This is a genomic window from Pseudomonas sp. SP16.1 (assembly GCF_052682975.1).
Genome location: NZ_JBQYFZ010000001.1, coordinates 1,346,306 through 1,367,798, shown reverse-complemented (window position 1 = coordinate 1,367,798; position 21,493 = coordinate 1,346,306). Strand labels below are relative to the sequence as shown.

16 protein-coding genes and 1 pseudogene are annotated in these 21,493 nt (G+C 66.6%); 4 read left to right on the top strand and 13 right to left on the bottom strand.

Annotation, left to right across the window (positions count from 1 at the left end; genetic code table 11):
• Positions 1-244 precede the first annotated feature (244 nt).
• Positions 245-505: pseudogene (locus ACUTAF_RS06660) on the top strand (peptidase S8 and S53 subtilisin kexin sedolisin); the annotation flags it as partial.
• Between the two features lie 43 nt (positions 506-548).
• Here the strand turns inward: ACUTAF_RS06660 and ACUTAF_RS06655 are convergent.
• The 6 genes from ACUTAF_RS06655 to ACUTAF_RS06630 form a co-directional block, all read right to left on the bottom strand.
• Positions 549-1,079: a GNAT family N-acetyltransferase gene (locus tag ACUTAF_RS06655; protein ID WP_445579233.1), complete on the bottom strand. Its 531-nt coding sequence runs from the start codon at positions 1,077-1,079 to the stop codon at positions 549-551.
• Between the two features lie 19 nt (positions 1,080-1,098).
• Entirely contained in the window at positions 1,099-1,668 is a 570-nt protein-coding gene (locus ACUTAF_RS06650; protein ID WP_445579232.1) for a DUF1285 domain-containing protein, read from the bottom strand.
• A 207-nt stretch (positions 1,669-1,875) separates the two neighbouring features.
• On the bottom strand, positions 1,876-2,478 hold the full coding sequence (locus ACUTAF_RS06645; protein WP_445579231.1) for a DUF4823 domain-containing protein: 603 nt from the start codon (positions 2,476-2,478) through the stop codon (positions 1,876-1,878).
• Positions 2,479-2,602: 124 nt separating this feature from the next.
• Positions 2,603-3,496, bottom strand: a complete 894-nt coding sequence (locus ACUTAF_RS06640) for a radical SAM protein (RefSeq protein ID WP_445579230.1) — start codon at positions 3,494-3,496, stop codon at positions 2,603-2,605.
• Between the two features lie 204 nt (positions 3,497-3,700).
• Entirely contained in the window at positions 3,701-4,669 is a 969-nt protein-coding gene (locus tag ACUTAF_RS06635; protein ID WP_445579229.1) for a GTP 3',8-cyclase MoaA, read from the bottom strand.
• A gap of 131 nt (positions 4,670-4,800) precedes the next feature.
• The gene (locus ACUTAF_RS06630) at positions 4,801-5,421 is read right to left on the bottom strand and encodes a TetR/AcrR family transcriptional regulator (protein WP_445579228.1); all 621 of its coding nucleotides are present in this window, start codon (positions 5,419-5,421) and stop codon (positions 4,801-4,803) included.
• A 75-nt stretch (positions 5,422-5,496) separates the two neighbouring features.
• Here ACUTAF_RS06630 and ACUTAF_RS06625 point away from each other — a divergent pair, with 75 nt between their 5' ends.
• Positions 5,497-6,630 (top strand): aminotransferase class V-fold PLP-dependent enzyme, encoded by a 1,134-nt coding sequence (locus tag ACUTAF_RS06625; protein ID WP_445579227.1) that lies wholly within the window; start codon positions 5,497-5,499, stop codon positions 6,628-6,630.
• A 382-nt stretch (positions 6,631-7,012) separates the two neighbouring features.
• Here ACUTAF_RS06625 and ACUTAF_RS06620 read toward each other — a convergent pair whose 3' ends face one another.
• From ACUTAF_RS06620 to ACUTAF_RS06595, 6 genes are all read right to left on the bottom strand, one after another.
• Positions 7,013-7,336 carry a ComEA family DNA-binding protein gene (locus tag ACUTAF_RS06620; protein ID WP_445579226.1) on the bottom strand — a complete coding sequence of 108 codons (324 nt, stop codon included), beginning with the start codon at positions 7,334-7,336 and terminating at the stop codon, positions 7,013-7,015.
• 323 nt (positions 7,337-7,659) lie between these two features.
• Entirely contained in the window at positions 7,660-12,501 is a 4,842-nt protein-coding gene (locus ACUTAF_RS06615; protein WP_445579225.1) for an NAD-glutamate dehydrogenase, read from the bottom strand.
• Positions 12,502-12,772: 271 nt separating this feature from the next.
• A complete protein-coding gene (locus ACUTAF_RS06610) occupies positions 12,773-14,077 on the bottom strand; it encodes a TRAP transporter large permease (RefSeq protein WP_445582411.1) in 1,305 nt (434 codons plus the stop codon).
• A gap of 58 nt (positions 14,078-14,135) precedes the next feature.
• Positions 14,136-14,642 (bottom strand): TRAP transporter small permease, encoded by a 507-nt coding sequence (locus tag ACUTAF_RS06605; protein WP_445579224.1) that lies wholly within the window; start codon positions 14,640-14,642, stop codon positions 14,136-14,138.
• Positions 14,643-14,709: 67 nt separating this feature from the next.
• Positions 14,710-15,687, bottom strand: a complete 978-nt coding sequence (locus tag ACUTAF_RS06600) for a TRAP transporter substrate-binding protein (RefSeq protein ID WP_445579223.1) — start codon at positions 15,685-15,687, stop codon at positions 14,710-14,712.
• 208 nt (positions 15,688-15,895) lie between these two features.
• The gene (locus tag ACUTAF_RS06595) at positions 15,896-16,840 is read right to left on the bottom strand and encodes a LysR family transcriptional regulator (RefSeq protein WP_445579222.1); all 945 of its coding nucleotides are present in this window, start codon (positions 16,838-16,840) and stop codon (positions 15,896-15,898) included.
• 271 nt (positions 16,841-17,111) lie between these two features.
• Here ACUTAF_RS06595 and ACUTAF_RS06590 point away from each other — a divergent pair, with 271 nt between their 5' ends.
• Together ACUTAF_RS06590 and ACUTAF_RS06585 are read left to right on the top strand one after the other, a co-directional pair.
• Entirely contained in the window at positions 17,112-18,335 is a 1,224-nt protein-coding gene (locus tag ACUTAF_RS06590) for an OprD family porin (RefSeq protein ID WP_445579221.1), read from the top strand.
• A gap of 137 nt (positions 18,336-18,472) precedes the next feature.
• Entirely contained in the window at positions 18,473-20,356 is a 1,884-nt protein-coding gene (locus tag ACUTAF_RS06585) for a methyl-accepting chemotaxis protein (protein ID WP_445579220.1), read from the top strand.
• Positions 20,357-20,402: 46 nt separating this feature from the next.
• Here the strand turns inward: ACUTAF_RS06585 and ACUTAF_RS06580 are convergent, their stop codons facing one another.
• Complete coding sequence (locus ACUTAF_RS06580) at positions 20,403-21,398, bottom strand: TRAP transporter substrate-binding protein (RefSeq protein WP_445579219.1); 996 nt, start codon at positions 21,396-21,398, stop codon at positions 20,403-20,405.
• Between the last annotated feature and the right edge of the window lie 95 nt (positions 21,399-21,493).

Here is a 21,493-nt window from a genome sequence, read left to right as displayed (position 1 = left end):
TCGAGGCGCTCTGACGGCTGGCTACCTCGGGCGCTGCCGCGCGGCCTGAACGATGCGCGCCGCAGGCAGTCGGAATTGCAGATCAACCGCCACGAAGGCCCGTCCCATGCAGCCGACCCTGTTCGCGGGGCTGATCCTGGCCCTGCTCGCCCCGTTCGCCACCACCGAAGAGCCGCTGCGCATCCAGAGCCTGCAGCGCTGCGGCGATCTGCTCGCCCGCGAGCGCCAGCAGTGGTGCCTGCGGGTCAGCGGCATCGGCGCCGCCATGCTGTCGATCAACCCGCAGCTCGAACCCGAGCAGGTGCGCATGCTGCTGCGCCGCAGCGCGATGACCATCGGCGCCGATTACGACTTCGAGCCGACCGACGCCGACGACCTGACCGCGCCGATCCTGCCGTCGGAGCGCAACTACAAGCTGGGCGACGAGGACGTCGGCCGCTCGGCGCGGCTGGACATGCACAAGGCGCTGGATCTGGCGGTCAAGAGCCGCGATCGGGTGCGCTAAGGACTGCGCAGGCGATTGCGGCTGCCGACGAGCAGCGCGCGAATCACTGCCCGTTCACCCGTTCGTAGAGTTCCACCGGCTCCAGTTCGCCGCGGCAGCCGCATTCGCTGTGGCCGGCCCCCAAGTGGCGAAAGCCGGCCTTGCGCAGCACCCGCCCGGACTGCGGGTTGCGCGTCAGGTGGCTGGCGTACAAGCGGCGCAGTTGCAGGTGGGCGAAGGCGAACTCGACCAGGGCGTTGCACGCCTCGCTGGCGTAGCCGCGGCGCCAGTAGGGCACGCCGAGCCAGTAGCCGACCTCGGCCTCGCCGCGGGCGATGTCCTTGAGGGCGATGCTGCCGATCAGCTCGCCGCCGGCGCGCTCGACTATGGCGAAGCAGGTCGCGCTGCCGGCGGCCCAGTCCCGTGCGCACTGCTCGATCCAGCGCTGGGCCAGCTCCGGCGGATAGGGATGGGGAATGCTGCGGGTCACCTCGGCGATGCGAAAGTCGCCGGCCAGCCGCGCCACCTGCGCGGCGTCCTCGGCACACAGCGGGCGCAGCAGCAGGCGTTCGCTGGCGATGCGGGGTTCGTCCATGAAAACTCCTTCGCGTCTATCAGGTCGGTTGCGGGCCGATGGGGAAGAACTGCCCGCCGCTCCATACGCCGAGCCAGGGCCGGCCGTCGATCTCGCGTTCTACCGCCAGCTCCACCAACTGGTAGAAGACGTTGCGGTGGATCAGCGCCTCCAGGTTGCGCCGCACCAGCACATAAGGCGCAGGTTCGCCAGTCGCGGGGTCGATCTCGACGCGGATGGGGTGCTCGGCGCCGGCCGTTACCTCGTCCTCGACATTGGTGGTGAAACGCAGCGACTGCGCCTCGCCCTCACCGATGACCTGCAGGGTCACGGCGACAAAGGGCGCGTCGTCGACGCGAATGCCGACCTTCTCCACCGGGGTGATCAGGAAATAGTCGTCGCCGTCGCGGCGGATGATGGTGGAGAACAGCCGCACCATGGGTTTGCGGCCGATCGGCGTGCCCAGGTAGTACCAGGTGCCGTCGCGGGCGATGCGCATGTCGATATCGCCGCAGAAATCGGGGTTCCACAGGTGCACGGGCGGCAGGCCCTTGCCTTCGCCCTTGGGGATCTGCGCCAGCAGGTCGCCGGCCTTGCCTGGATCGCTCATGGTCTTTCCTCGTCCGTTGCCCGGCGCGCCGGGTCAGGCGAACGAGAATACACCAGGCGGTGGGCGAAGCATGCGGGGCAGAGGCGCGGCGAGCCGACGGACGACTCCGGGCCAGGCGAAATCCGTAGGAGCCGGCTTGCCGGCGATCCGCCTTTAAAGCATCGCCGGCAAGCCAGCTCCTACAAAGGGGTTCGCCAGAACGCAACCTCAGCGCGCGACGCCGAGCAGGCTGCGCGCGTAGTCGTGCAGCGGCGGGCCGATCAGCTCCTGCGGCCGCGCGTCGTAGAAGGTGAGAAAGCCGCCGCGGCTGCGGATGCGCGCGGTGTCCACCAGGTAACGGGTGTTGGTCTCGATCAGCATCAACTGGATGGCAGCCCGATCGGTACCGAGGCGGTCCAGCCCCTCCTGCTCCTCCCAATCCTCCTGGGTGCCGATGCGGTCGTCGCTGTAGGCGAAACGGCTGTACAGAAGGTAGTGGGCACCGGCGGCGCGCGCCTCGGCCATGGCCTCCTCCAGCCCCAGCGGCTCGCGCGCACGGCGCACCAGCGGGAAGTACTCGACGAAGCCGTTGAATGCCTCCTCGGCTACCACGTTGGGTCGCGGATAGCCATGGCCCGGCGGCACGAAATGGCCCTGGGCGATATAGATGAACGAGTCCTGCTGCAGGCGCCGCGAGGCCATGCGCTCGGTGTGGCCGTGGTCGAGAAAGCCGGCATCGCGCAGGTGGTACTCGGCGCCGCTGGCTAGGTCGCTGACCTTCATGCAGCCGGCCAGGCCCAACAGCGCCACCAGTAGAAGCAGGTTACGCATGAATCGATCCTCCTCGTGCCGGCGACGGAAAACCGGCGGATAAGGCAGGGATGCAGGTTCTGCGCCAGGCGCGCCGCGAACGGCCGACCGAGGGTGGATCGCCGCGCCCCTCCAGCTTGGCGCGTTACAGCCCGCGCTGCCACTCCTGGCGCAGACCCGCCTGCTGCGGCCGCTCGATGGCCCCGCGCACCTGGGCCAGCAGGCGCGCCTTGTCGCGGCCGAGGTTGCCCTTGAGCACCAGATAGTTGGAGGCGTGATCGCTGCGAAACACGGTCTGCCGCAGCTCCAGGCCATGCAGCAGGCGCTCGACCTCGCCGAACAGCTGCAGCTGGGTCAGCGGCCGGTAGTCCGCGAACTGCTGACGAAAGCGCGCCTCGCCCAGAGGGAAGCTGACCACCAGGGTGGACAGATACTCCGGTTGCGCGGCATTCATCAGCCGCGCCGAGTTGTCGGCGTGCTGCTCGCTGAGCGCCTGCCCACCGAGGCCGTTGAGGATCATCACCGAGCGGGTGATGCCGGCCTGGCCGAGCTTGTCCAGGGCGCTGAGGCTGGATTCGTAGGTCTCGCCCTTGTTGACCCGCGCCAGCACCTCGTCATCGCCGGACTCGCAACCGACATAGGCCATCTTCAGCCCGGCGTCGGCCAGCTCCTTGAGCTCGTCTACCGATTTCTTGCGCAGGTTACGCGGCAGGCAGTAGCTGGAGACCCGGCGCACCTCGGGCATATAGGTGCGGATCGCCTCGAGAATATTCAGCAGGCGCCGCGTCGGCAGTACCAGCGCATCGCCGTCGGCGAGAAACACGCGGTTGACGATCAGCTGCTCGCCGGCGCGGCGGATCTCCTCGAGCACCTCGGCCTCGTCGCGGGCGCGGAATTTCTTCTGTGGCGCGGTGTACATCTCGCAGAAGGTGCACTGGTTCCAGGAGCAGCCGTTGGTCACCGGCAGGATCAGCGACTGGGCCTCGCTGGGCGGACGGAACACCGGCTCGATATAGGCGATGGGGAAACTGGCGGACATGCGGATGGGTCGCTCGCGTGGTGAAAGCCCCGGCAGTGTATCCGCACCGGGCGTGACTGCCGAGCCACGCCCCGCCAGAGTCGGCTCAAGAGTGCCTGCGCTGCGTTGAGCAGGCGCAACGTAGGGTGGATCACGCTTCACCGACCCACAGAGCAAGGCACTGGTGGATGTGAAAAGCGACATCCACCCTACAGAGCAGCGGGGTCAGCCGCCGATGATCTTCATCACCGTCACGCCGCCGGAGAAGGCCAGCTCCTGCTTGTCGCCGAGGGCCTTGACCAGCAGCCGCTGCAGCGCCGGCAGGGCCTGGTGGCGCGGCTTATCCAGCAGGTCGCCGACGTAGTGACGGTTGCTCGACGACAGGCAGCCGTGCAGCCAGCCGGTCGAGGACAGGCGCAGGCGCGAGCAGGTGCGGCAGAAGGGCACGCTCTCGTTGGCGATCACGCCGAAATGGCCGACGCCGGGGATGGCATAGCGCAGCGCGGTGGCATCGACCGGGGCGTCGGCCTGGACGTAATCGTGGCGGCTGCCGATCAGCTCGAGCAGCTCGGGCAGGCCGACGAACTGCTGGTTGAAGGCGTTGGGGTCGCGGGCCAGGTGGCCCATGCGCATCAGCTCGATGAAGCGCAGCTCGAAACCGCGCTCCAGGCAGTAGTCGAGCAGCGGCAGCACCTGGTCGAGGTTCTGCCCGCGCAGCGGCACCATGTTCAGCTTGATCTTGATCCCGGCGTCGCGCGCCGCGTCCAGACCGGCCAGCACGGTGGCCAGGTCGCCGCCGCGGGCGATGCGGCCGAAGGCCTCGGCGTCGAGGGTGTCCAGGGAGACGTTCAGGCGGCGGATGCCGCATTCGAGCAGCAGCGGCAGCTTGCGCTGCAGCAGCTGGCCGTTGCTGGTCAGGCTGATGTCGTCGAGGCCGAGCTGGCTGACCTGGCGCAGGAAGGGCTCCAGACGCGGACTGACCAGCGGCTCGCCGCCGGTGATGCGCAACCGCTCGATGCCGGCCGCCTCGATCAGGTAGGCGACGCCGCGGGCCATGGCCTCGGCGGAGAGTTCGTCCTGCGCCGCCACCAGGCGCTTGCCGTCGGGCACGCAATAGGTGCAGGCGTAGTTGCAGGCGGCGGTCAGGCTGATGCGCAGGTTGCGAAAGCGCCTGCCCTGGCGGTCGACGATCATGGCGGACTCCGAGGGGGACAGCTCGAGTATATCGCCGTATCCGGCCGTGGCACATGGACCATCGGCCGGCTGAATGAGCGGGGTCGCGTTCGCTATGGGTCGGCGTCGCCTGCTGCGGGCCGTCGCCGGCGTCAGTCGCGCTTGCGCTTGTTGCCCATGCGCACGCCGATATCCATGAGGAACTGGAAGAAACCTTCCTGATCCTCCAGCACGTTGCTCCAGAACGGCGAGTGGTATAGCGCCACGGCACCGTGCACCAACGCCCAGGCGGCGCAATAGTGGAAGTATGGCGGCACGTCTTCCAGCTTGCCTTCGACGATGCGGCCCTTGATCAGCTGGGTCAAGCGCTCGAAGTTGGAGGCACGGATCTTGTGCAGCTGCTCGACCATCTCCGGCACCTGATTGCCCTTGACCACCTTCTCTTCCAGGCGGTCGAACAGGCGGTAGCGCTGCGGGTCGCGCATGCGGAACTCGAAGTAGGCACGCGACAGCGCCTCCTTGTCGCGATCCACGTCGGCCGAGTGCAGCAGGGCGTTGAGATCGCGCTCGTAGTCGAGCATCAGGCGCAGGTAGATCTCCGCCTTGGACTTGAAGTGCTTGTAGATGGTGCCTTTGCCGATACCGACCGCATCGGCGATCATCTCGACGGTCACGCTGTCTTCGCCCTGTTCGAGGAAGAGTTTCAGCGCGGTGTCGAGAATCTCCTGCTCGCGGCGACGGAACTCGCGGACCTTACGGGGTTCTTTCTGCATAAAGGGACTGCGGAGTCAAAAAACGAAGCCGCGTATTATGCCTAAATGGCGCCAAATTGCACGGAACATCCAATCATGTACGCGTTTCATGAGGAATTCCCCCAGCAAGACGGGCTGCGCTATCTGAACCACGCGGCGGTTTCGCCCTGGCCGAAACGCAGTGCCGAGGCGGTGCGGCGCTTCGCTGAAGCGAACGTGGCCAGCGGTGCACGCGACTATCCAGACTGGCTGAAACTAGAGCGTAGCCTACGCGAACGATTGGCGCGCCTGCTGAATGCACCGAGCACCGGGGACATCGCACTGGTCAAGAATACTTCCGAGGCATTGTCCTTCGTCGCCTTCGGCCTCGACTGGCGGCCAGGGGATCAGGTGATCATCAGCGACGAGGAGTTCCCCTCCAATCGCGTGGTCTGGCTGGCCCTGGCACCGCTGGGGGTGCAGGTGCTCGAGGTGGATCTGCGCGGTGACGACCCCGAAGGCGCCTTGCTCGCTGCCATCGGGCCGCGCACGCGCCTGCTGTCGATCAGCGCGGTGCAGTACGCCAGCGGCCTGCGCCTGGATCTGCCGCGCCTCGGCCAGGGCTGCCGGCAGCGCGACGTACTGCTGTGCGTGGATGCCATCCAGCAGCTAGGCGCCCTGCCCTTCGACGTGCAGGCCTGCGACTGCGATTTCGCCATGGCCGACGGCCACAAGTGGCTGCTCGGTCCGGAAGGCCTGGGCGTGTTCTATTGCCGCAGCGCGCTGCGCGCCCAACTCAAGCTGCACGAGTACGGCTGGCACATGCTCGAGCACGCCGGTGACTACGACCGCCAGGACTGGCAGCCGGCACGCAGCGCGCGGCGCTTCGAATGCGGCAGCCCGAACATGCTTGGCGCCTTCGCCCTGGAGGCCAGCCTGTCGCTGCTCGAAGAGGTGGGCATGGACGAGGTCGCCCGCGCCCTGCACGAGCGAGTCGCGGAACTGCTCGGGGGGATCGCGGCGCTGCCGGGCGCGACACTGCACAGCCCGCTCGACAGCGCCCGGCGCGCCGGCATCCTCACCTTCAGCCTGGCGGGCTGGGACAACCAGGCGCTACACCAGCGGCTGCGCCTGGACGGGGTGATCTGCGCGCAGCGCGGAGCGGGCGTGCGCCTGTCGCCGCACTTCTATACCAGCGCCCGGGTGATCCACGACACCCTGGCCCTGCTGGGCCGTCTGGCGAAAGGCTGAGCGCCGGCATATAGAGCATCGAATGGATCAGGCGGACTCAGCAGAGGCCGCGGTATTCCAAATCTGTTTAAAAAACGCACGATTTCGCCTGGACGCGAGACAATCCTGGCCAATACTGGAACTTACTGGTGCGCGGCATCTCCCCCCAAGTGCCCCGCCAGCCAAGGTACCGTGGACCGCGTACCTTGATTTACTCCTAATGGTCTTGACCCGGATTCATCCCCCAGAACCCGGGTTTTTTTTGCCTGCTCGTTCTTGCGCCGCTGCGAACGTCGCCATTCGGCCACCCGCCCGCTGGCACTCGCCCCCTTCGGTCAGCTCGCTCGGCCTGGCAAACAAAAAGGCCGGTCAGAGACCGGCCTCAAGGCAACGCCGCCTGGCTTCAGTTCACGCTCAGCTTGTCGCGGTTCTTCTCCAGAATCGCCTGCCCGATACCCTTGACCTCGAGCAACTCGTCCACCGAAGCGAACTCGCCATTGGCCTCGCGGTAAGCCACGATCGCCTTGGCCTTCGCGTCCCCCACACCGGACAGCTCGCGCTTGAGCGTATCGGCGTCGGCGGTGTTGAGATTGATCTTGGCGACCATCGCAACCTGCTCGACCGCGGGCTTGGCGGTTTCGGTCTGCGGGGATTCGGCTGCGGAAACAGCCAGCGAGAGGGAAGCAAGGGCGGCAAACAGAAGGGCAGAAAGCTTGATTTTGCGCATGATGGAGTCCTTTCGTTAGTCGATTGACATGGAGCACCTCAGCTCCACGCAGGAAAAGTTAGCCCCTGCCTGGATGTTGTCAAATCGCCATCCTCGAGGTTCTCCAGGATATCGCCGGGCCGCAGGGATAGGCGCCTCGACAGAGCGTCCGGGTAGGCCGTGCCGTGAAGGGCCGCCATTGCTGCATGCCGTGCTCGGCAGTCGTCCGTGGCACCGCGCCGGGCTGGTGCGGGCAAAGAAAATCCGATGCCAGGAACCTGGCATCGGATGTTCGGACGAGCCCCGTAGGGGCTCGAATGCCTGGGAGGTCAGCGCTACCCGGTTCAGGCGTTCTGCGCCAGGTCCATCAGCTCGCGGTTGGCCACCGCGTACATGGCGTAGTCGGTGCCGGTGGCCGAACGCAGCTCCGCCAGCATCAGCTTCCAACGCTCGACCAGACGGTGGTGCTGTTCCAGCCACAGCGCCACCCGCGCCTCGATCTCCTGCGGGCCGCCGGCCATCTGCAGTACCGACACGGTGATGGCGCGCTGCTGCCAGTCCAGGTCGTCACGGAAAGCCTCGCGGGCCAGCGCCTGCCAGTTGTTCTCCACCGGCAGGCCGGTGATCTGCTGCAGGTACCAGGACAGCTCCAGCGCACCGCCGACGGCGAAGTAGGCGGTGGCCACCTCGCTAGCGTCCTTGCCGGTGACGTCGGCCGCCTCGATGATCGGCAGCAGGGTGTACAGGTGGCTGGTGCCGGCCACCACGCGCGCCAGTTCCTCCGGCGTGCCGGCTTCGACGAAGCTCTGGTAGCGCGCCAGCCACTGCTCGCGCGCCGGGCCTTCGAGCAGCTCGTCCAGGCGCCCGACCAGCGCCTCGATGCGCGGCGCGAAGTGCGCCACGTCGCGTGCGGCGTCCAGTTCGTTGCGACGGTTGCGCAGGAACCAGCGGGTGGCGCGGCGGCCCAGGCGCATCAGCTCGTCCATCAGCTGCAACTGCAGCTCGGCCGGCACCCGGTAGTCCAGCGCCTCGATCTGCGCCCACCAATGCGGCAGGCGGAACAGGTCGCGCACGATCACATAGGCGCCGGCGACGTTGGCCGCGCTCATGCCGGTGGACTCCTTCAGGCGCTGCACGAAGGTGATGCCCATGTGGTTGACCAGGTCGTTGGCGATCTGCGTGCTGACGATCTCGCGCTTGAGGCGGTGACGGCGCATGGCATCGCCGAACTTCTCGGTGAGCACGGCCGGGAAGGCGGTTTCCATCTCGCGCGCCAGGTACTCGTCGTCCGGCACCAGGGACTTGAGCAGCGATTCCTTGAGGTCGATCTTGCTGTAGGAGATCAGCACCGACAGCTCCGGCCGGGTCAGGCCCTGGCCGTTGGCGGCACGCTCGTTGAGCGTTTCGTCGCTGGGCAGGAACTCCAGCGCCCGGTCCAGCTTGCCGGCGCCTTCCAGGGCGTTCATCAGACGCTTGTACTCGCCGACCCGCTCGCGCGCGCGGCGTTCGGCCAGCGACAGCGCCTGGGTCTGCTTGTAGTTGTTGCCCAGCACCAGTTCGGAGACGTCGTCGGTCATCTCGACCAGCAGCTTGTTGCGCTGCTTCTCGGTCATGTCGCCGCCGCCGACGATCTCGCCGAGCAGGATCTTGATATTGACCTCGTGGTCGGAGCAGTCGACGCCGCCGGCGTTGTCGATGAAGTCGGTGTTGCTAGCACCGCCATGCAGGCCGAACTCGACGCGACCGAGCTGGGTCATGCCCAGGTTGCCGCCCTCGCCCACCACCTTGGCACGCAGCTCGCAGCCGTCCACGCGCAAGGCGTCGTTGGCCTTGTCGCCGACGTCGGCGTGGCTTTCCTTGCTGGATTTCACGTAGGTACCGATGCCGCCGTTCCACAGCAGGTCGACCGGCGCCTTGAGCAGCGCGTTGAGCAGCTCGGTGGGCGCCAGCTTGTCGGCGGCGATATCGAAGCGCGCCTTCATCTGCGGGCTGATGGCGATGCTCTTGGCGCTGCGCAGGAAGATGCCGCCGCCCTCGGAGATCAGCCCGGTGTCGTAGTCGGCCCAGCTCGAACGCGGCAGGTCGAACAGGCGCTTGCGTTCGGCGAAGCTCTTTTCCGCATCCGGATTGGGGTCGATGAAGATGTGCAGGTGGTTGAACGCCGCCACCAGCTGCAGCTTGTCCGACAGCAGCATGCCGTTGCCGAACACGTCGCCGGCCATGTCGCCGATGCCGATCACCGTGACGCTGTCTTTCTGCACGTCGATGCCGCGCTCGCGGAAGTGGCGCTGCACGCTGACCCAGCCGCCCTTGGCGGTGATGCCCATGCCCTTGTGGTCGTAGCCGGCCGAGCCGCCGGAGGCGAAGGCGTCGCCGAGCCAGAAGCCGTACTCGGCGGCGATGCCGTTGGCAATGTCGGAGAAGGTCGCGGTGCCCTTGTCCGCCGCCACCACCAGATAGGGGTCGTCGGCGTCGTGGCGCACCACGTTGGCCGGCGGCACCACGGCGCCGTCCTTGAGGTTGTCGGTGATATCCAGCAGGCCGCTGATGAAGATGCGGTAGCAGGCGATGCCCTCGGCCATCACCTCGTCGCGGCTACCGCCGAGCGGCATCCGCCGCGGCACGAAGCCGCCCTTGGCGCCCATCGGCACGATCACCGCGTTCTTCACCTGCTGCGCCTTGACCAGGCCGAGCACCTCGGTGCGGAAGTCTTCCTCGCGATCCGACCAGCGCAGGCCGCCACGGGCGACGTCGCCGAAGCGCAGGTGTACGCCTTCGACGCGCGGGCTGTAGACGAAGATCTCGAACTTCGGCACCGGTCGCGGAATCTCCGGAATCAGGCGCGGGCTGAGTTTGAAGCTGAAGTAGTGCTTGGCCGCGCCGCTGGCATCGGTCTGGTAGAAGTTGGTGCGCAGAGTGGCCTTGATCAGGTCCAGGTAGCGCCGCAGGATGCGGTCTTCGTTGAGCACCGCGACGTCGTCCAGCGCGGCGAGGATGGCCTGCTCGAGCTTCTGCTGCTTGTCGTCGAGGTCCTCGGCCGTGAGCTTGCGCGCCAGGTAGAAGCGGGTGCGGAACAGACGCACCAGTTCCTTGGCGATGTCGGCATGGTTGACCAGGGTGGCGGCGATATAGCTCAGCGAGAAGCCCAGGCGGATCTGCTTGAGGTAGCGGGCGTAGGCACGCAGCAGCGCCACTTCGCGCCAGGGCATGGCGGCGGTCAGCACCAGGCGGTTGAAGGCGTCGTTCTCGGCATCGCCACCGACGATGTGGATGAAGGCGTCCTGCAGGGTGTCGTTGAGTTGCTGGATGTCGACGTTGAGGCCTTCGGCGTAGGTGAAGGCGAAGTCGTGGATCCAGAACTCGCGGCCGTCGGCGCGGCGCAGCTTGTAGGGGAACTCGCCGAGCACGCGCAGGCCGAGGTTCTCCAGGATCGGCAACACGTCCGACAGCGGTAGCGGCGTATCGGCGTGGTACAGCTTGCAGTGCAGCTGCTGGTCACCCTGCGCCAGCGGCTGGTAGAAGCTCATCACCAGCGGTCGCTCGGCGCTCAGGCTGAGCAGGTGCTGCATGTCCACCACTGCCGAGTGCGGGGCGAAACGCTCGCGGTAGCCGGCCGGAAAACCGCCGGGGAAGTCGGCCAGCACGTTGGTACCCTGCGCCTCGCCAAGGCTCTCCACCATCAGGCCGACGTAGTCGTCCTTCCACGAGCGGCAGGCCTGGATCACTTCCTTCTCCAGACGCACGGGGTCGATCTGCACCTTGTTCTTCGGGTCGACGCGCAGGATGAACTGCACGCGCGCCAGCACCGATTCGGAGAAGAAGGTCCAGAACTCGCAGTCGGTGGCCTGCAGGCGCTCCATCAGCACCTGCTGGATCTTGATGCGGGTCTCGGTGGAATAGACGTCACGCGGCACATAGGCCAGGCAGTAGCAGAAGCGGCCATAGGGATCGCGGCGCAGGAACACGCGGATCTTGTTGCGCTCCTGGATCTGCACGATGGCCAGGGCGGTGTTGAACAGGTCGTCGACCGGGGTCTGGAACAGGTCGTCTCGCGGCAGCACCTCCAGCACTTGGGCCAGTTCCTTGCCCAGGTGCGCGCTGCTGTCGAAACCGGAGCGCTGTTCGATCACCGCCACCTTGCGGCGGATGTAGGGGATGTTCCATACGCTCTCGGCATACACCGCCGAGGTATACAGCCCCATGAAGCGGCATTCCTTGACCAGGTTGCCCTTGGCGTCCAGTTCGCGGATCGAGACGAAGTCCGGGTAGGCCGGACGATGCACGCGGCTGGGCACGGCGGCCTTGGCGAAGGACAGCAGCTGCGGCTCGCGCAGGTAGGCCACCGCCTCCGGCTCGATATGCAGCTCCTCGGCCTTGAGCCCGGTGCGCAGGCGCCTGGACAGGCCGAGCAGCGACGCCTCGTCGTAGACCATGGTGCCGCCGTCGGCGCTCGGCGCGACGGTGAATTCCTCATAGCCGAGGAAGGTGAAGTGGTTGTCCAGCAACCAGTTGAGGTAGACCTTGATCTCGTCCAGCTCGGCCTTGTCCACCTTGAGCTTGGCGCGGTCGAGCCAGGCCAGCAGCTCACGCGCCTTGGCCTTCATCGGCTGGAAGTCGGCGACGCTCATGCGCACGTCGCCGAACACCTCGTGGATGGCCTTTTCCAGGGTCTTCAGCTCGCCGGTGTTGGCGCAGCGGTCGATCTCCAGGAACATCAGCGCTTCCTGCCGCACGCCCTCGCCCTGGGAGCCCTTGGGCAGGATCTCTAGCAGCTCGCCGTTCTTGTCGCGGCGCACGCTGAACACGCTGTTCTGCAGGGTGTGGATGCTGTAGCCGCGGCGGTTGAGCTCCATGCGCACCGAGTCGACCAAAAACGGAATGTCGCCGTGGAGAATCTCTACCGCGGTATGGGTCGACTGCCAGCCGTGCTTCTCGTAGTCGGGGTTGAAGGCGCGTACCTGCGGGTTGGCGTGGTCGAAGCGCTCCAGCATGCGCCAGGCCGACAGGGTGCAGCCGACCAGGTCGGACAGGCGCCGCTGGGTCAGCTCCTCGAGGGCGATGATGCCGAAGAATTGTTCGGCGAACAGGGACACTTGTGGCAGTGCTTGCTCGCTCACGTGCTGCGCCAGGGCCGCTTGCAGTTGGTGCTGAAAGTCGGCTTTGCTGGCCGCCGTAAAGAACGCCATGGTTTTGCTCCATTGGGCTGGTGGGTCGACAGGAAGTCTGGATCGCTGTCGCTCGGTGTCAGTTCAACGTTAGTCCATGAAGCGACAATGACAGTTGCGAGTCGCATGCGGACCGGCGTGAAGGACGCGACCGACTAGTCACATATGGCCGGTGAGCTTAACGAGGGAGGCCCGGCAACCGCTTGCGGCGCTGCGACATTTTCTTTCAACAGCGCACCGATAGAGTGCAACCGGCCCGTCGACGCAGCGCTCCGACGGGCCGTTCGACGCCTCAGGCGCCGCGCATGGCCTCGGGCAGCGCCAGGACGATCTGCGGGAACAGGGTGATCAGCACCGCCGCCAGGACCAGCAGGCCGAAGAACGGCAGGCTGGCGCGCGCCACCGCACCGAGGTTGCGCCCGGTGAGGTTCTGGATGACGAACAGGTTGAAGCCCACCGGCGGGGTGATCTGCGCCATTTCCACCACCAGGATGACGAAGATGCCGAACCACAGCAGATCGATGCCGGCCGCCTGCACGGCCGGCAGGATCACCGCGGTGGTCAGCAGGATGATCGAGATGCCGTCGAGAAAGCAGCCCAGGGCGATGAAGAACAGCGTCAGCGCCAGCAGCAGCACGTAGGGCGACAGTTGCCTGGCGATGATCCAGTCGGCCAGAGCGGCGGGCAGGCCGGTGAAGCTCATCGCCGAGGTCAGGTAGGCGGCGCCGAGCAGGATGAAGAAGATCATGCAGGAGGTGGAAACCGCGCCCATCAGGCTGGCCATGAAGGTCTCGCGGGTCAGCGCACCGGAGCACAGGGCGATCAGCAGCGCGCCGACCACGCCGACCGCAGCCGCCTCGGTGGCGGTGGCGATACCGCCGTAGATCGAGCCGATCACCGCGACGATCAGGCCCAGCACCGGAAACAGCAGCCTGGCCCGGCGCAGCTTGACCATGAACGGCAGGCGCTCGCCCTCCTCCGGCAGCCGGCTGCGGTTGCAGGCCGACCAGAGCATCAGGTAGCCGCTGAAGATCGCCAGCAGCAGCAGGCCCGGCAGGATGCCGGCGATAAACAGGCGCGAGATCGACACCTGCGCCGCCACGCCGTAGACGATCATCATGATCGATGGCGGAATCAGCAGGCCCAGGGTGCCGGCGCCGGCCAGCGAGCCCATGGCGATGGACTCCGGGTAGCCACGCGATTTCAGCTCGGGCAGGGAGATGCGGCCGATGGTGGCGGCGGTGGCGGCGGACGAGCCGCTGACCGCGGCGAACAGCCCGCAGCCGAACACGTTGACGTGCAGCAGGCGCCCCGGCAGGCCGCGCATCCAGGGCGCCAGGCCGCTGAACATGTCTTCGGACAGGCGCGTGCGGTAGAGGATCTCGCCCATCCAGATGAACAGCGGCAGCGCCGTCAGCGTCCAGCTGGCGCTCGACGCCCAGCTGGTCGAGGCCAGGATCGAGCCGGCCGGCGCGCCGCCGAACAGCTCCATGCCGAGGATGCCGACGCCGAGCAGCGACAGGGCGACCCAGACGCCGCCGCCGAGCAGCACGAACAGCGCCAGCAACAGGGTTACGGTGATGATGGTGTAGTCCACGGGTTCACTCACGAATGCAGTGCGGCGATGGCCGCTATGGAAGGTCGAGCCAGGCGGCTCACTCGCTCATCGCCGCGCCGGCATCGGCCGCCTCGAAGCGCTTGCCCAGGCACACCAGCACCAGGCGCTCGGCCATCGCCACCACCAGGATCAGGGTGCCGAGCAGCATCGGCAGCTGCGGCAACCACATGGGGATCGGCAGCAGGCCGGACGACACCTCCTTGAACTCATAGGACTCCATCACGAACAGCGCGCAGTACCAGGCCAGGTAGGCGGCGATGCCCAGACCGACCAGGGTGGCCAGCACGTCGGCGGCGCGCCGGGCGCCTTGCGGCAGCAGGCGCAGCATCAGCTCGACGCGGATATGCGCGCCGCGCTGCAGCGCGTAGGGCAAGGCGAGAAAGCCGGACGCGGCCATCGCGTAGGCGGCGAATTCGTCGGCCGCGGGCACCATGGTGCCGAGTTGACGGGCCAGGATCTGCGCTACCACCAGCAGGCAGATCAGGACGAGAAACACCCCGGACAACCATCCGGACAGGGTGTAGAGCTTGTGCAGTGGGGTCATGAACGACGGGCTCCCTGGCAAGCCTGGAGAGACAGCCCGACGCCGCGGCGGGCGACGGGCAACGGAATCAGCGCTGGTAGGTATCGAGAATCGCCTGGCCATCGGCCCCGGCGCGCTCGAGCCATTCCTCGGTCATGGTCCGGCCGATCTGCTCGAAGCCGCTCTCCACCGCAGCCGGCGCCTGCTCGGACACCTGCATGCCCTTGTCGGCCAGGGTCTTGACCAGTTCGCCGGTCTTCTCCTGGGCGATCGCCCAGCCACGCTGCTCAGCACGCTCGGCGGCGGCCAGCACGGCGGCCTGGGTCTGCTCCGGCAGACGGGCGAAGGCTCGGGCGTTGACGATGACGAAGTTCTTCGGAATGAAGGCCTTGACGTCATAGTAGTAGGAGACGAAGTCCCAGGCCTGGGAGTCCACCCCGGTGGTCGGCGAGGTGAGCATGCCGTTGATCATGCCGGTGCTGAACGCCTGGGGGATCTCGCCGGCCTGGATCACGGTCGGCACCGCGCCCATCAGCTCGGTCATGCGCGAGGTGGCCGGATTGTAGGCGCGAAACTTCATGCCCTTGAAGTCGTCCATGCTGGTCACCGGCGTCTTGCTGTACAGGCTCTGTGGCGACCAGGGCATGGCGTACAGCAGCTTGATGCCCTGCTTGGCCAGGCGCTCCTCCACCGCTGGGCGGCTGGCTTGCCACAAGGCCTGGGCCTGTTCGTAGTTGCGCACCAGGAACGGCACGCTGTCGATCTCGAAGATCGGGTCTTCGTTGCCCAGCACCGACATCAGCACGTCGCCGACCTGCACCTGGCCGGTCTGCACCGCCCGCTTGACCTCGGGGCGCTTGAACAGCACCGAGTTGGCGTGCACGCGAATCTGCAACTCGCCGCCGCTGGCCTTCTCCACGTCCTGGGCGAATTCCTTGGCCACGGCGGTGATGAAGTTGCCGTCGGGGTTCTCGGCGCTCATGTTCCAGCGCTCGGCGGCCTGGGCACTGAAGCCCAGCGCGCAGGCCAGGGCGGTGACGGCGAAACGCGATGCGATGCTTTTCATGCTGCTCTCCTGTTCATTGTTTTTTTGCGCCGCAGGGCGCGGCTGGAAGACGATTTCGAGTCTCAGCGCATCGCCGCGACCTGTCCAACTAGAAAAACCGGGGGCGCATGATCGAAATTCGTTATGGCATGAAAGGAAGCAGCTTTGTGGCGAATGCACCAGCAACGGGCAGCCGTAGGCTGGCCCGCGGCGGCGCGGAGGAAGACGCTCAGGCGCTCTGCTGTTCCGCCGCCGGTGCCGCCCGCATCATGCAGGCCTCGCCCATTTCCTCGGCATAGACGTCCAGGGCCTCGCAGGCCAGGGCGATGATGTCCTCGCTCAGCTCCAGCCCGACGCCGGTGCGCCAGGTGGCCACCGCCGGCAAGGGTGGCGGCTCTGGCACATTCTCGAGGATGCTCAGCAGTCCCAGCTTGAGCTCGTCGCGCACCAGCGCCGGCGGCAAGGCGGCGATACCGAAGCCGTCACGTACCAGGCGGGTCATCGCGGCGATGGAGTTGACGCAGTTGATCCGCGGCGCGCCGACGTTGCCGGCATGCAGCAGGTTGAGGATGTCCTGGTGCGGTCGCGAGTTCTTCGAGAAGGTGATGATGCGCTCGCGCGCCAGCTCCTCCATCGAGGCGTAGCGGCGGTGATAGAGCGAGCCGGTCGGCACTATCCAGCGCACCGGGAAGGCGGCCAGCTCCAGGTTGCGCACGCTGTCGCCGTTGACCATGTCGGTCTGGAACACGATGTCCAGGTAGCCCTTGAGCAACTGCTCGTTGAGGTTGCGCGCGGTGTCGGCGGTCAGCTCGATCTCCACGGCCGGGTAGCGCTCCATCACCCGTGTTACGAACGGACTCAACCAGGTGTGAATGACGGTATCCATCGCCCCGACGCGGATGCGCCCCTGGATGTTGCCGGTATCGCTGATCGACTGCTTCATCGCCTGCATGGTGTCGATCATGCGTTCGGCATATTCGAGCACCTTCTGTCCCTCGGGCGTCAGCGAAACGCCCTTGGAGTCGCGCAGGAACAGGCGGGTGCCGAGCTCGTCCTCGAGCGCGGCGATGCGGCTGGAAATCGACGCCTGGGTACTGAACAGCTTCTCGGCCGTGAGGCGGAAACTCTTCAGCCGCGCCACCCATACGAAGGTCTCGAGAAATCTCAGGTTCATGCCGCAACGCCTCTTCGCAATGCCGTCATCGGGGCCCGCTCTGCCGGGCCCGTGCTACCTCAGGCGTAGCAGGTTGCATGCCAGGCGAATTTTGCCCGGCGGATGAATTTTTCTATCGCCAGTCCCCGGTTTTTTCTCGTTGGACGCAGCCGAACGACGCTTTGAAGAATGGCGCCGCGCTCCGCGCAGACCACAACAACATCATCCAAGAACGCGCTCTGCCAAGCAGCCGCTCTCGCCGCTGCGCGCTCCCGACAGGAGACACCGCACCATGAACCCCCTTTACCCCCTGGCTTCCGCGCTGCTGCTCGGCAGCGGCCTGCCGACGCTCGCCCACGCCGACTTCATCGATGACAGCAAGGCCAGCCTCGAGCTGCGCAACTTCTATTTCAACCGCGATTTTCGCCAGAGCGGCGCCCGCGACAAGGCCGAAGAATGGGCGCAAGGCTTTCTGCTGCGCATGGAGTCGGGCTATACCGACGGCAGCGTCGGCTTCGGCATCGACGCGTTGGGGATGCTCGGGGTCAAGCTCGACTCCGGCGACGGCACCGCCGGCAGCGGCCTGCTCCCGGCCGACCGCTCCGGCGGCTCGCAGGACGAGTATGCCAAGCTCGGCCTGACCGGCAAGGTGAAGGTCTCCAACAGCACGCTGAAGGTCGGCGCCCTGCACTTTCGCAGCCCGATCGTCTCGGCCAACGACTCGCGCCTGCTGCCGCAGACCTTCCAGGGCGCGCTGTTCAACGTACAGGAAATCGACAACCTGACTTTGCAGGGCGGCAAGATCAATCGGATCAAGGCCAACAGCTCCACCGACTACACCGAGATGACCGGCAACCGCATCGGCGGCAACAGCGACTCCTTCGTGTTCGGCGGCGGCGAGTACAGGCTCACTCCGCAGCTCACCGCCGGCCTGCATTACGGCACCCTCGAGGATGTCTACCAGCAGTACTACGGCACCCTGCTGCACGTGCTGCCACTGGGCGAAGGACAGTCGCTGAAGACCGACCTGCGTTACGCGCAGAGCCGCGAGGACGGCAACTTCCGCGACCTCGACAACCGGGCCTTCGGCGCCATGTTCACCTACAGCCTGGGCGGCCACGCCCTCGCTGCCGGTTACCAGCGCATGAGCGGCGACGATCCGTTCCCGTACATCGCCAGCAGCGATCCGTTCCTGGTCAACTTCGTGCAGATCAACGACTTTGCCAACGTCGAGGAGCGCTCCTGGCAAGTGCGCTACGACTACAACTTCGCCAGCCTCGGCATCCCCGGCCTGAGCTTCATGACCCGCTATATCTCCGGCGACAACGTCGAGGTCGCCGGCCGCAGCGGCGAGGGCAAGGAGTGGGAGCGCAACACCGACATCGCCTACGTGGTGCAAGACGGCCCGCTGAAGAACCTCGGGCTGAAATGGCGCAACGCCAGCGTACGCTCCAACTTCGCCAACGATCTCGACGAGAACCGCCTGATTCTCAGCTACAGCCTGCCGCTCTGGTAAGCAGCCATTCGACGACGGGGCCCTCGCGGCCCCGTTTGCGTTTCCGGCGAACGAGACGGCCATAGACTTTTCATCAAGTTGTATGACAACTTGCCGAATCCTGTGAATCATCCCGAAGAAGATGGCGAGGCGTTAACGTGAGCTTTCTACTGTCCTGGCAACAAAAATTCCGCGCCCTTGTCGCGCTCACCCTGATCGGCCTGACGCTGATGGCGGCCGCCTCGCTGTGGGCCAGCCACCGCCTAAGCGTCTCACTGGAGGCGCGCGAGCGGGCGGCGGCCTATGCCAGCGCCAGCACCGAACTGATGAACCACTGGTGGCGGCAGAACGCCCTGCGTCAACAGCTGAGTCCCGCGCAGCAGCAGGCCTTCACTGCGGGTCTCGCAGACCTGCAAGAACTTGTCGGACAACTGTTGACGCAAGCCCAATCCCTGAACGACAGCGATACATTGCAGCATGCCCGGCAGATCGAGGCCGTGCTGCTGGAGGAGATGACCCAGCAGCGTCAGTGGCTGAGCCTCAACCAGGCCCTCGGCCTGACCCCCTTCGAGGGCCAGCGCAAGGCCCTGAGCGAGAAAGGCAAGGCGCTGGAAGCGATCAGCTTCGACCTGATCAAACCCTTCATCGCCAGTGCCCTGAGCGGCCAGCGCGACTATCTGGCGACCTTCGATCCGGCCTTCGCCCAGATCGCCCTGACGGCCATCGGCAAGCTGCAGGCGCAGATCGCCGATCTCGACTGGCAGGACACCCCGATCGGCAGCAACGTGCAGGCCTTCGCCCAGGCCTTCGACGACGCCCATGCCAGCATCGAAGGGATCAACACGGCCAACCAGCGCCTCGGCCAGCTCGGCGAGCAGTTGCAGGCGCAGGTCGACGAACAGGCCCGCGATCTGCAAAGCGGCCTGTTGCAGCGCCGCGCCCAGCAGGCGGAACAGGCGCGCCGGTCCGCGCTGTGGCTGATGGGTCTGAGCTTCCTCGCCGTCGCCGCCCTGCTCGGCTTCACCCTGCTGCAGGCCTCGCGCACCCTGGTCACGCGCCTGCACAACGTCATCCAGTTGCTCAGCCGGGTGGCTGCCGGCGATCTCACCGGTCAGCTACCCGTGGGCCGCAACCGGCGCGACGAGTTCAACCAGTTGGCCGACGCCGCCAACCGCATGATCCAGGGCATCGGTGGAATCGTCGGCGAAGTCCTGCGGACCAACGCCGAGCTGAGCCGCCTGCATCATCACCTCGGCGATGCCATGCGCCAGCTGGGCGACAACAGCACCCAGGTGGAGATGCAAACCGAACAGGCCGCCTCCGCCTCGCAGCAGATCAGCGCCACCCTGGGTGACATGGCGCAGCGCACGGCCGAGGTGGGCAGCGCCACCACCAGCGCCTACGAGGCCGCACGCAACGGCGGTGAGGTGATCGCCGCCAGCGTCGACAGCATGAGCCGCCTGGCGCAGCTGATCCAGGACACCCACGGCCAGGTCGATGCCCTCGGCCAGAGTAGCGCGAGGGTCAACGGCATCGTCGACGTAATCAATTCCCTGGCCGACCAGACCAATCTGCTCGCTCTCAACGCGGCCATCGAGGCGGCGCGGGCGGGCGAAGCCGGGCGCGGCTTCTCGGTGGTGGCGGACGAGGTGCGCTCGCTGGCGCAGAAGACGGTGGCGGCGACCACCGACATCAGCGCCATCGTCGGCGAGTTCCAGCAGCAGACCCGGCATATGCATCAGCTGATGAGCAACGGCCTGAACCTGGCGGCCGACAGCGAGCGCCACGCGGCGCAAGTGGCCGGGGCCATCGACTCGATCACCTCGGCGATGGAACGCCTGAGCGGCGAGATGAATCAGGTCGTGGTGGCCATCGAGGAGGTCTCCACCACCACCGACGACATCGCTGGCAAGATCGAGACCATCCACCTGCACACCGGCCAGAGCAAGGATCTGCGCCATGCCCTGGACGGCCACACCGAGGGCCTGTCGTCGCGGGTCGACGCGCTGGGACGCAGCGCCGGCCAGTTCCGCCTGGCCTGAGCGCGGCAGCGACCGGGTCGCCGTGCCGGCGACCCGGTCTCGTAGGCTAGCGTTCGCGCCCTTCGAGATAGGTCTCGATGATCCGCGCATGCTCGTCACTGGCACGCGCCAGCCACTCCTCGGTGAGCTGCCGGCCTACGTCGGCCAGGCCCCTGAGCAGTCGCGGCTCGATGTCCTGGACCACGGTCATGCCGCGCCTGGCGAGCATGCGCGTCTGGTAGCCGGTCAATGCCCAGGACAGCTCCCAGCCCGCCCCCTCGGCCAGCTCGGCGGCCTGCAGCAGCGCACGGCGCTGCGCCTCGGGTAAGCGCTGGAAGGCGCGCTCGTTGACGATCACGATGTTCTTCGGGATGAAGGCCCGCACGTCATAGAAATGCGAGACGAAATCCCAGGCGCGCAGATCCATGCCGGTGGCGCTGGAGGTGAGCATGATGTCGACCCGCCCTTGGCGAAAGGCCTGCGGTACGTCTTCGGTATCGATGGTGGCCGGCCGGGCATGGAGCAGGCGGGCCAGGCGCGAGATGGTCGGGTTGTAGCTGCGAAAGCGCAGGTCGCGTACATCGCCGATGTGGCGCAACGGACGATTGCTGAACAGACTCTGCGCCGGCCAGGGCACCGCGTAGAGCAGGCGCACGCCGTCACGCAGCAGCCGCCGTTCCACCGCCGTGCGGCTGACCGCCCAGAGCCTGCGCGCCTGCTCGTAATCGGTGGCGAGAAAAGGCAGGCTGTCCAGCTCGTAGATCGGATCTTCGTTGCCGAGCGAAGACATGAACAGGTCGCCGAGCTGGATATCGCCGCGGCCTACCGCCGGTTTGACCTCGAGGCGGCGGTAAAGAGATGAACCGGGATGCACGCGGATATCCAGCTGGCCCCTGGTGGCCTGACGGACGTTGCGGGCGAACTCCACGGCCACGCGGCTGATGAAGTTGCCGGCCGGCTGCTCGACCGACATCGACCAGCGTTCGGCGCCTTGCGCCGGCGTCTGCAGGGATAGAGCGACGGCCAGCGCGCAGAGCGCGGACAGGCGATGTGCGGTCTTCATGGTTCCCCCTCGGGCAGGTGCGATGGGTAAGGAACGCAAAAGCCCCCGGCTACGGGACGCGCCGGGGGTGCGCCAGAACGGCGCCAAGGAGCGTT